At 30.2% G+C, this 10,868-nt stretch carries 10 protein-coding genes; all 10 read left to right on the forward strand.

From position 1 onward, the window contains the following. Positions 1-1,509: gliding motility-associated C-terminal domain-containing protein (locus IW20_RS24925; protein WP_035628991.1), on the forward strand; the 1,509-nt coding region annotated here is incomplete at its 5' end. 62 nt (positions 1,510-1,571) lie between these two features. Beyond that, positions 1,572-2,501: a PorP/SprF family type IX secretion system membrane protein gene (locus IW20_RS24930; RefSeq protein ID WP_035628993.1), complete on the forward strand. Its 930-nt coding sequence runs from the start codon at positions 1,572-1,574 to the stop codon at positions 2,499-2,501. Between the two features lie 12 nt (positions 2,502-2,513). Next, positions 2,514-4,454, forward strand: coding sequence for an OmpA family protein (locus IW20_RS24935; RefSeq protein ID WP_035628995.1), 1,941 nt, complete (start codon positions 2,514-2,516; stop codon positions 4,452-4,454). A gap of 269 nt (positions 4,455-4,723) precedes the next feature. Continuing rightward, on the forward strand, positions 4,724-5,374 hold the full coding sequence (locus tag IW20_RS24940; protein ID WP_035628997.1) for a response regulator transcription factor: 651 nt from the start codon (positions 4,724-4,726) through the stop codon (positions 5,372-5,374). 130 nt (positions 5,375-5,504) lie between these two features. Continuing rightward, positions 5,505-6,446, forward strand: coding sequence for a hydrogen peroxide-inducible genes activator (locus IW20_RS24945; protein ID WP_035628999.1), 942 nt, complete (start codon positions 5,505-5,507; stop codon positions 6,444-6,446). 254 nt (positions 6,447-6,700) lie between these two features. Next, positions 6,701-7,123, forward strand: a complete 423-nt coding sequence (locus IW20_RS25695) for a lipocalin-like domain-containing protein (protein ID WP_165571474.1) — start codon at positions 6,701-6,703, stop codon at positions 7,121-7,123. A 19-nt stretch (positions 7,124-7,142) separates the two neighbouring features. Next, on the forward strand, positions 7,143-7,487 hold the full coding sequence (locus IW20_RS24955) for a hypothetical protein (RefSeq protein ID WP_035629005.1): 345 nt from the start codon (positions 7,143-7,145) through the stop codon (positions 7,485-7,487). An 822-nt stretch (positions 7,488-8,309) separates the two neighbouring features. After that, positions 8,310-9,791, forward strand: coding sequence for a tetratricopeptide repeat protein (locus IW20_RS25700; RefSeq protein ID WP_051886203.1), 1,482 nt, complete (start codon positions 8,310-8,312; stop codon positions 9,789-9,791). Positions 9,792-9,863: 72 nt separating this feature from the next. Beyond that, positions 9,864-10,082 carry a hypothetical protein gene (locus tag IW20_RS24965; protein ID WP_035629007.1) on the forward strand — a complete coding sequence of 73 codons (219 nt, stop codon included), beginning with the start codon at positions 9,864-9,866 and terminating at the stop codon, positions 10,080-10,082. Positions 10,083-10,318: 236 nt separating this feature from the next. Next, positions 10,319-10,501, forward strand: a complete 183-nt coding sequence (locus IW20_RS24970; protein WP_035629010.1) for a hypothetical protein — start codon at positions 10,319-10,321, stop codon at positions 10,499-10,501. Positions 10,502-10,868: the final 367 nt, after the last annotated feature.

Raw genomic sequence — 10,868 nt, forward strand, 5'->3', positions numbered from 1 at the left:
CCAAATACAGGAGTAAATGTATCGGCAACAGGAGTTGTAACAGCACCGGTAGGAACTTATACTGCGACAGTTAGAGATGTAACCTCAGGTTGTACATCAGCAGCTTCGGCTAATGCATTAATAAATGCGCAACCAATTACACCAGTTACACCAACATTAAGTACTGTAACACAACCTACTTGTGCCATTGCAACAGGAAGTTTTACAATTACCAATTATGATGCAACCTACACTTATACAGTTACACCAAATACAGGAGTAAATGTATCGGCTACAGGAGTTGTAACAGCACCAGAAGGAAACTATACAGTAACAGCGACATTAGGAGCTTGTAGTTCTGCTTCTTCTTTAAGTGCAAAAGTTAATACTGCACCATTGGCACCAGCTACCGCATTATTTAGTGCAGTAACTCAGCCAACGTGTGCTACTGCAACAGGAAGCTTTGCAATTACAAATTATGATGCTACAAAGACATATACTTTTACACCAAATACAGGAGTAACAGTATCATCAACGGGAGTTGTAACAGCGCCGTCAGGAACTTATACTGCGATAGTTACAGATGCAATTTCAGGATGTATATCATCAGTATCTAATAACGTACAAATACAATCTGTAATTTGCGCTAAAGTTGATGATTATACACAAACGCCTATAAAAGGAAGAGATGGAGGTACAATGCCAAGTGTAATGATAAATGATACTTTCAACGGATCACCTATAATAGCCTCTGAAGTAAACTTAACAGGAGTAAATGTACCAACAGGATTGACCTTAAATAATGATGGAACAATCACTGTAGCTCCTAACACACGACCTGGTAATTATGAAGTTACTTATAGCATCTGCGAGAAGTTAAACCCATCAAATTGTGATACTACAACAGCTACTGTAGTTGTAGCTACAACAGTAATTCATGCAAATGGAGATGATTATACTGCAACACCAATTAATGAAAAAGATGGAGGCACTACACCAAATGTGTTAGATAATGATACTCTAAACGGATTACCAGTTATAGCGTCTGAGGTAAACTTAACAGGAGTAACAGTTCCTACAGGATTTACATTAAATACAGATGGTACAATAACGGTAGCTCCTAATACACCAGCAGGCAATTATACCATTATTTACAGTATTTGCGAAAAATTAAATCCAACAAATTGTGATACAGCCACAGTTACAATAGCTATAGATCCTTCTTGTATTATAGAAGTCTTTAATGCTGTTTCGCCAAACGGAGATGGAGAAAATGACGTGTTTAGAATTGATGGATTGGAATGTTTTCCAGATAACACTGTAGAAATTTATAATCGTTGGGGGGTTTTAGTGTTCGATCTTGATCATTATAACAATTCAGACAGAGCCTTTAAGGGAATTTCTGAAGGGCGTGTTACAATTAATCAAAGTGCAGGATTACCTGTAGGAACTTACTATTATATTCTAAAATATAAAGACAACGCTTCAAATGCACATTCAAAAGCGGGTTACTTGTATTTAAACAGATAAATTTTAATTAATCCCTGAGAGTAGAAAAGCTTTTCATTTCAGGGATTTAAATAAAAAAACAGATGAAAAAAACATTAATAAGATTTGTTTTGCTACTGGCAACAATCACAAGTTATGCACAACAAGATGCTCAGTTTACGCAGTATATGTATAACACTATAAACGTTAATCCTGCCTATGCAGGATCTCGAGAAACAATGAGCATTTTTGCTTTGCATCGTACACAATGGGTAGGGTTAGATGGAGCACCAGTAACCAACACAGCATCGATTAACACACCTATTAACGGGAGCAATTTAGGTATAGGAGTTTCTTTTATTAATGATAGGATTGGACCTTCAGATGAGAGCAATATAGCTGTAGATCTTTCATATACAATTCATACATCAGATCGATATAAATTGTCTTTTGGAATAAAAGGTACAGCTAATTTATTGAACATTGATTTTAGTAAATTGAATCAATATGATAAGAACGACTACACTTTTGAGACTAATATTGATAATAAATTTTCGCCTAATATAGGAGCAGGAGTGTATTTACATTCAGATAATACCTATATAGGATTATCAGTTCCACAATTATTAGAGACTAAACATTTTGACCGCTATGCAGGTACAGGATCCAATAGTCATGTAGCTAAGGAAAATATGAATTTATACTTAATTGCTGGTCATGTATTTGATTTAAGTTATAATGTAAAGTTCAAACCTGCTTTGTTAACCAAATATGTACAAGGAGCGCCTTTACAAGTAGATGTATCAGGAAATTTTTTAATCAATGAAAAATTTACTGCAGGTATTGCCTATAGATGGAGTGCTGCATTAAGTGCCATGGTAGGATTTCAAGCAACAGATTCCTGGTTTATTGGATATGGGTATGACTTAGAAACTACGCGATTAGGAAATTACAACTCAGGATCTCATGAAATCTTTTTGCGATACGAATTGTTTAATAAGTATGACAAAATAATTTCTCCAAGATTCTTCTAAACCACTACTATTATGAAAATAAAAACTCTCCTTTATAGCACTATTTTAAGTATTCTGGCTTTACAGAGCTATGGACAAAAAGCAGCAATAGATGCGGCAAACAAGAAGTATGAAAGATATGCCTATGTTGATGCTATCATTACCTATGAGCGTATAGCAGAGAAAGGGTACAAAGACGAAAAGATGTTTCAAAAGCTTGGTAATGCTTATTATTTTAATGCCGAATTACCTCAGGCTGAAAAATGGTACAGCGAACTTTTTGCAATGAACCAAAATCAGGAACCTGAATATTACTATCGTTATTCTCAAGCACTAAAATCTATAGGCAATTATAGCAAAGCAGACAAAATGCTAGAGGAATTCAATAAGAAATCCGGCAATGATTTAAGAGCTAAATCATATGATAATAACAAAAATTATCTAGAAAAAATTAAAGCCAATTCAGGTCGTTTTGATATAGCCGATGCGAATATTAATTCAATATATTCTGATTACGGGAGTTCTTTTTTAGACAATAAATTAGTTTTTGCCTCAGCCAGAGATACAGGAGGAATATCTAAAAAAGTGTTTAAATGGACCAATCAATCTTTTACCGATTTATATACTGCTGAAATAAAAGCAGGAGGAGAAATGGGTAAACCAGAACTCTTTAGCAAAAAAATAAATTCAAAGTTTCATGAGTCTACACCAGTATTTACCAAAGATGGTCAAACGATGTACTTTACCCGAAACAATTATTTGGGGCATAAAAAAGGAAAAGATAGTAAAGAGGTAACTTTATTGAAACTGTACAAAGCAATTCTGAAAGATAATGAGTGGAGTAATATAACCGAATTACCTTTTAATAGTAATAACTATAGCGTTGCACATCCAGCATTAAGTCTTGATGAAAAAACATTGTATTTTGCTTCAGACATGCCAGGAACATTAGGTCAATCTGACTTGTTTAGCGTTACAATTAATAGCGATGGCAGTTATGGTGTTCCAATGAATTTAGGAAAAACGATTAATACAGAAGGCAAAGAAACCTTTCCATTTATATCTGGTGATAACGAACTATATTTTGCTAGTGACGGACATCAGGGACTTGGAGGTTTAGATGTATTTGTATCAAAGATGAGAAATGATAATAGTTTTGGAGAAGTACAAAATGTGGGAGCTCCAATAAATAGTTCTCAAGATGATTTTGCCTTTTTAATAGATAGTAAAAACAGAAATGGATTTTTTACTTCTAATAGAAGTGGAGGTAAAGGTTACGATGATATTTATCGCTTTCTGGAAAGACGTAAACTTACTTGCGAACAATTGCTTTCTGGAATTATCACAGATAAAGAAACGGGCGCAGTTTTGGCTGGTTCAAAAGTAAGTTTGTTCAATGATAAACTAGAGTTAATAACTACCATTACTACCAATCTTAAAGGAAAATATGAGTTTGATGTTGAGTGTGGAAAAGTATATTCAGTACGAGCAGAAAAAGAAGAATATGAAACTAAGGAAGAAAAAATAGTAATAAGAAATATTACAGGTAAAACAGAATTGCCTTTGCAATTAGAGCAACGAATTAAACCTATAGGAGTAGGTACAGATTTAGCAAAAACGCTCGATATACCAATTATCTATTTTGACTTAGATAAATCATTTATTCGTAAAGAAGCAGCTTTTGAATTAGAGAAAATACTTGCCGTAATGCAACAATATCCAAAAATGAAAATCGATGTTCGTTCACACACAGATAGTCGACAAACTGCAAAATACAATATTGCATTATCAGATAGAAGAGCCAAGTCGACTATAGCATGGTTGGTGAAAAACGGAATTTCTTCTGATAGGTTAACAGGAAAAGGATATGGCGAATCGCAATTGGTTAACCATTGTTCTGATGGTGTAAAATGTAGCGAGCAAGAGCACCAGGCAAATAGGAGAAGTGAGTTTGTGATTATTTCAATTGAGTAACTAAAAATACCGTCAAAAGAGAAAATATAGTTATTTAAACAGTATTTATTTTAGCAAATAATGATATAAATACATTAGAAGGGATAGGCATTTTGTGGTAACTTTTTTTGGTTGTTACTACAGCTGATTCCCTTCTTCTTATATTAAATATCTGATTGTTTTATCTTTTTTAAGATTAAGTCAAATCTTAGAAACAAGAGAACAAATAGAGTCATTAATTCACTATAGATAACCTGTTTTTATACTAAAAGTAAAATAGTAAGCTCAGAATGAAACAATCATATAATTATTCTTTTTTAATAGCCGATCGTCATTGCGTAGTCCGGCATGGACTTTCCTTAATTATAAAAGAATCATTTATAAACGCTACAGTTTATCAAACAAAAAGCTTTAGTGATATTATTAAAACCCTTACAGAAACTAAAGTTGATTTATTAATTATAGATGTAAATTTTCCTGAAGGGAGTAGTCTGAATATTCTAAAAGAAATAAAATTAATACAACCGAATATAAAAATTTTAATATTTTCGATATGCGATGAGGATTCGTACGCCATAAGATACTTAAAGGCAGGCGCATCAGGATTCTTAAGTAAAGAAAGTTGTGAAGAAGAAATAAAACACGCCATAGATGCAATACTTTTTTCAGGAAAGTTTATTACACCTAGTTTAAAAAATAAAATTTTAGAATCCTGTATTTCTAAAAAGCCTGTTAATCCGTTAGATCTTTTATCGAATAGAGAACTAGAAATAACTCGTTTATTAGTTAATGGATATGGGAATTTAGAAATGATGAAAATCCTAAAGATAAAGTCAAACACTATAAGCACTTATAAATTTAGAATTTTTGAAAAGTTAGAAATAAATAACCTAGCAAAATTAATTAAGCTCTATTTTCAATATTCAGATGTAGAAAATTAGTTAAGCTAATCATTTATTAGCTAGTGTAATAAAAGTACAGATTTATGTTTTTTTAAAGACAAATGTATATTTGTATAGATATATGTAAAATCTAACAAAATTAAGTATAATATAGTTTAAATCTAATATTTTGAATATACAACAATTAGAATACATCGTTTCACTAGACAAGCACCGTCATTTCTTAAAAGCTTCCGAAGCTTGTTTTATTACGCAAGCAACTTTAAGCGGTATGATTAAAAAGCTTGAAGAAGAACTAAATGTTATTTTATTTGATAGGAGCAAGCAACCAGTTCGACCTACAGATATTGGAATAAAAATAATCGAACAAGCAAAAATTGCATTGCAAGAAACCAATAAAATAAAAGAATTAGTAAGTGAAGAAATAGGAGAGATAAAAGGAGATCTGAGAATAGGAATTATACCATCACTAGCACCATATTTATTACCTCTTTTTATCAAAAATTTTATGGCAAACTATAAAGAAGTTAAGTTGGTCATAAATGAATTAACAACAGAAAAAATTCAGGAGAAATTAAAGGATGGTACAATCGACGTTGCTATATTAGCCATTCCATTATTAGATAAAGATCTCACAGAAGAAACCTTGTTTTATGAAGAATTCTATCATTATGGAGAATTAAATTCAGCCTCAGCTAAAAAAAAATATATCCTTCCTGAAGATATAAACCCCAACAAATTATTATTGCTGGAGGAAGGGCATTGTCTTCGAAACCAGATTGTGAATTTATGCGAATTACGTGTTAAAGGCGCATCAGATCTAAAAATAGATTACCAGTCGGGTAGTATCGAAACCCTTAAGCAAATGGTAGATTTGAATATGGGAACAACAATTCTGCCGGAACTAACCGTTTTAGCCTTAAATAAAGAGCAAAGAAGCAAAACAAGTCGTTTTGTATCTCCATATCCTGTTAGAGAAATTGGATTAGTTTATTACAATCTTTTTGTAAAAAAGAGATTGATAGAAGCTTTGAAAAAATCAATACTTGAAACCATTCCAGACACCATGTTATTAAAGAAAAACATGTCTATTATACCTGTAAAATTGTAAAAAAAAATCTAATTAAAAATTAAAAGGCATTAGTTTACATATACTTATCTCTTTCATTTTTAATCCGTTTATTCTAAAAAAAACTATGTTTTGTAGATATTAATCTGTAATCCATATTGGTATGTTCTACATGATATTTAGAGCGAAGGAATTAATTTTGATTCAAGTAAAATTTACTCAACATGAACTAGCAATCATTTGAGCTCCCTGACTTTCTTATAATTTTAGTAATGTATAATAATAAATTAACGAGTATGAAGCGTAATGGAAAATTTTTAGTAGTTATTTCTGTAATGACACTAATGACCGCATGTAACAAAACTGAAAACAAAGAAATTCAGAAAAACAGCAATGAACTCCAAAAAAAGGTTGAGTCTAAGCATTTTTTAAAAGAACAATTTGTTGGTGAATGGGTGCAACCGAATCCTATTAACAGCAAAGAAGACCAAGGATTTAGCTTGCTAGAAAATGGAACAGCCAAATCTATAAATATGGCAATACTATTGTATGAAAAATGGTGGATGAACAATGATGAATTATTTCTTGTAGCAAAAAGTATTGGAAATCATCAAGAATCTGTAGATACATTGTCATATAAAATAATCAAATTAGATAAGAATAATTTGTCTATTAAGTATACTGATGGAGAACTTATAGAGGAATACACCAGAAAATAACTGTAATAACAATAAACTAATGGAATCAAAACGAGTATTAGTATATGATAATCAACATGGTTTTTCTAGATTTTTGAAAAAAGAGTTTGGAAAAGTAATCGATTTTAAAGTTTACAAAAACTTTGATTCCATTAGTAGTTTAGATACTATTAAAGAAGATTACTCCTTTGTTATTTTTATAATTTATTCAGAGGATGATTTATTTGACTTTATTAAAATACACGGAAAAGGGCTTCCTATTGTTATATGCAGCTTTAATGCTATACTCAATAGATTTGACAACAATAATGGTTTTAGTTTTATTGATATCTCTAGATGTAAAAAGGAACTATTAAATGATTTTCAATTTTTTCTTCACGCATAAAAATATTGTAAAGAAATGTAGTAACACCTCATTTTGAACTTGTTCCAAGACTATTAGTTTTTATCTATATTACCATAGAAAATATCAGTTTGATTTAAAAGCATGAGTTTTATAAATTTGCAGAGAATTAATTTGCTGAGTGTTATATGGGAATAATAGTGATTTCATATTTTAATAATATGTTTAATCAAGTACTTACCAATGACTTTTTTCTAAACTCACTTGATATAAGTGTGTTATAGAAAGTAGAAGAGAAACAGCTTTCGGGCTGTTTTTTTTATAGATAAACGATTTAATAAAGTACCTTGAAATACAAGAGTTTAATAAGGTTTTACCTGAAGAAGAATAGGAAAGTAATAGCTGAATAATAGTAGTTTTTGTGTAGTACAAGATCTACAAAGCAATCGTTCAGAGTTTTACAAATTTATAATTTTATTGATGCTACTTTTGCATGCCGATAAAATATTAATTTTTAAAGGCTTAAAAGCCCAACTAAATTGAAAAAAGAATTTACCATAAAAAACTTTACTAGAATAGTTTCTGTTTCCCTTGTCTATCTTTTACAATAAAAGGTGTTTTCGGGGTATCATTAGTTTCATTAACAGATATATAAAATGCTTGTAAGAACACAACAGTTCTTTAACTGTTAATTAATAATCATTGTTTTTTGCATAAGTTGACTAATAATTCACCTATAAGATTTATTGAGAGAATAAAGTAAGTATTAAAGCTATCACTAAAATTAGGTTATGCTCAATGATTTATTAAAGCAAAAAGTACAGCACTAATACCTAAAAAGAACAGAATAAATGAAAATACAAAATGTCCAAAACTAAGTTTTTATTAACCAAATATATCTATTTATATTTTACTGTTTTTTATATTGTTTTTGGAGTATACAATAGTTATGGTCAGGAAAAAAAAATGACTATAAAAGAAATTGATAATACTTTAAATTCTGTAAAGAAGCATTTAAAGGATTCACCAAATGATGGTTATAAAATTTCAAAAAAGATATATCATATTGCATTAAAACAAGACTATCAATTAGGTTGTTGTTCTGCTTTATTAAACATGGGAAATTGTAAAGGAGAACTTCGCAATTATGATAAGGCATTAAATTATTTGGAAGAATCCAAACAAATAGCAGAAGAAATAAAGAATGATTCTTTAATACTTTATGCAGATTTTGCTATAGCTATCCAACACGGTAGGATGCAACTCCATGAATTAGCTGTATCTCAATTAGATAATTGTTTAACAAGAGCTGATTATCTACAAGGAGATTCAAAATTTTGTTTTTTAGGAAGATTGTATAGCTTTAAAGCTTTTTTTTCGGGAGGACTTAAGAATAAACCAACAGAGGAAGGTTTTATTAAACTACATAGAAAAGCAGCTTATTATTTTAGTAAAACTAAACGAGTTCCTAATTGTGGCTTGGTAAATATAGGAGACACTTATTTGACATCTGGTAAACTCGATTCAGCCGAATTTTATTTTAAAAAGGCATTGTTTGATTATAAGAAGAAGAAAATTGGTTGCTCTGAAATACTGCTAACTAATCTAGCAGAAGTTTACTACAAAAGACAGGATTATACAAAAGCTGTAACCTATTTAGATAGTTCTATTGTACTAGCAAAACGCCAAAGAAAATATTATATCCTGGCATATAATTACGATTTATATCGGAAAATAGCTGAGCACAAAAAATTAAGCAAAACGCTATTAGATTATCAAACATTGGTATTAATTTATAAGGATAGTACTCAAATCGCTGAACAGAAAAGTATGATTGAGGGGACTAGTTATATAATCTCTAAAGCAGAGGTTGAAAAGAAAGCATTATTTAATAAAAGTATGATTTTGTTAATAATTGCAGGACTACTTATAATTGGTTTATTATTGCATGCTTACTACCAATTTTGTTATAAAAGAAAATTAAAACTTGAATCCAAACAAAAGAAAAAAGAAATTGAGCAAAAAGCTACTCAAATTGCATCTTTAAAACAAAAAATTACGACATCGTATGATGAAGTAATAGAAATGGCTAAAAAGAATGATCCATTGTTTGTAGTTGTATTTAAAGAATTGTACCCTGATTTTTATTTAAAATTAATTGCAATACAACCTGATTTAACTATTACCGAGCAAAAAATTTGTTTTTATCTTAAACTTAAATTTTCAACTAAAGAAATTGCAGATTACACTTTTGTTACTGCTAAAGCGATACAGAATAGAAAAAATCGTTTAAGAAAAAGGTTTTACATGAAAGAAGGAGATGATATTTATAAATTTTTCGATTAGTTAGCCTCGTTTAAAAAAAAGAAATTATAGGGATTCCATTACTATTTTGGAACTACTATTATAAAAAATAATATGAAAAAATTTGGAATCAAAAAATCAGGAGAAAACAAATGGGTAGTCTTGCATTATGAATTCCCAAAATTCACCTGTACTTTTGAGAATAAAAAATTCCACGATACTAGTAGAAAAGTAAAGGGATTATTAGACCCTACAGGAGACCTAAAAGAAGTCTTGGCTCTACAACTTATGGAGGACTGGCTCGTTAAAAACCACCGTGATAAAATAGACTAATCGACCAAACTACCTTAATATTCTTTTTATTTAGATTACCTAGTTTTTTTGTTTTATTAGGGTTTTCTGATTAGCCCAGTGGTTGAAGCAAATGCATAATATTTAACCGAAACTTTTTTATAGTTGCTGTATTGTGTACCAAGTAACTAATTTTTTTGGTAGATTTTGTTGTTTTTTTATTTTTTAAACATTTTACAAAGCACTAGTAAAAAATGTAACTTTGAAAAAAAAAAACGATGAAAACCAAAGGATTTTTAAAATATTTATTTACTATTATTTTGCTAACATTATTTGTGACAAGTTGTAGCGTTCATACTTCATCTTCTAATTCTGGGAAGATTCCTCCAGGGCAGGCAAAAAAAATGTCTGGTAGTAAGAATGCAAAAAATTATGCACCAGGTCAACAGAAAAAAAAGTAAGTTGTCTTGAGTAAGGCTTAATTTTTATCAAACTAAAAAATTAAACCCCTTCATCTTTTGTCATAAGGAATAAATTCAAAAAGAATGATTAAAAATCTTCTTTAATTCAACAAAGGGAGGACCAAAAAGTCCTCCCTTATGTCATAATACATTTTCAAGATCAGGCAAATAATAATAGCATACATCAGTATAGCCTACAGGACCTCATGCAGATAGAGTTCCAATATTAACATTGACTGAACCTTGAGCATGTAAAGAACTTATTGTGACAAAAAAATATTCCTATAAATAAAAAATTTAATGATTTTATGATTTCAAATTTTTATTACAAATCTGTAATTATAAACTCGCTTCGTCTGTTCATTTG

The organism is Flavobacterium hydatis, assembly GCF_000737695.1.
In the GTDB taxonomy this organism is placed as follows: Bacteria; Bacteroidota; Bacteroidia; order Flavobacteriales; family Flavobacteriaceae; genus Flavobacterium; species Flavobacterium hydatis.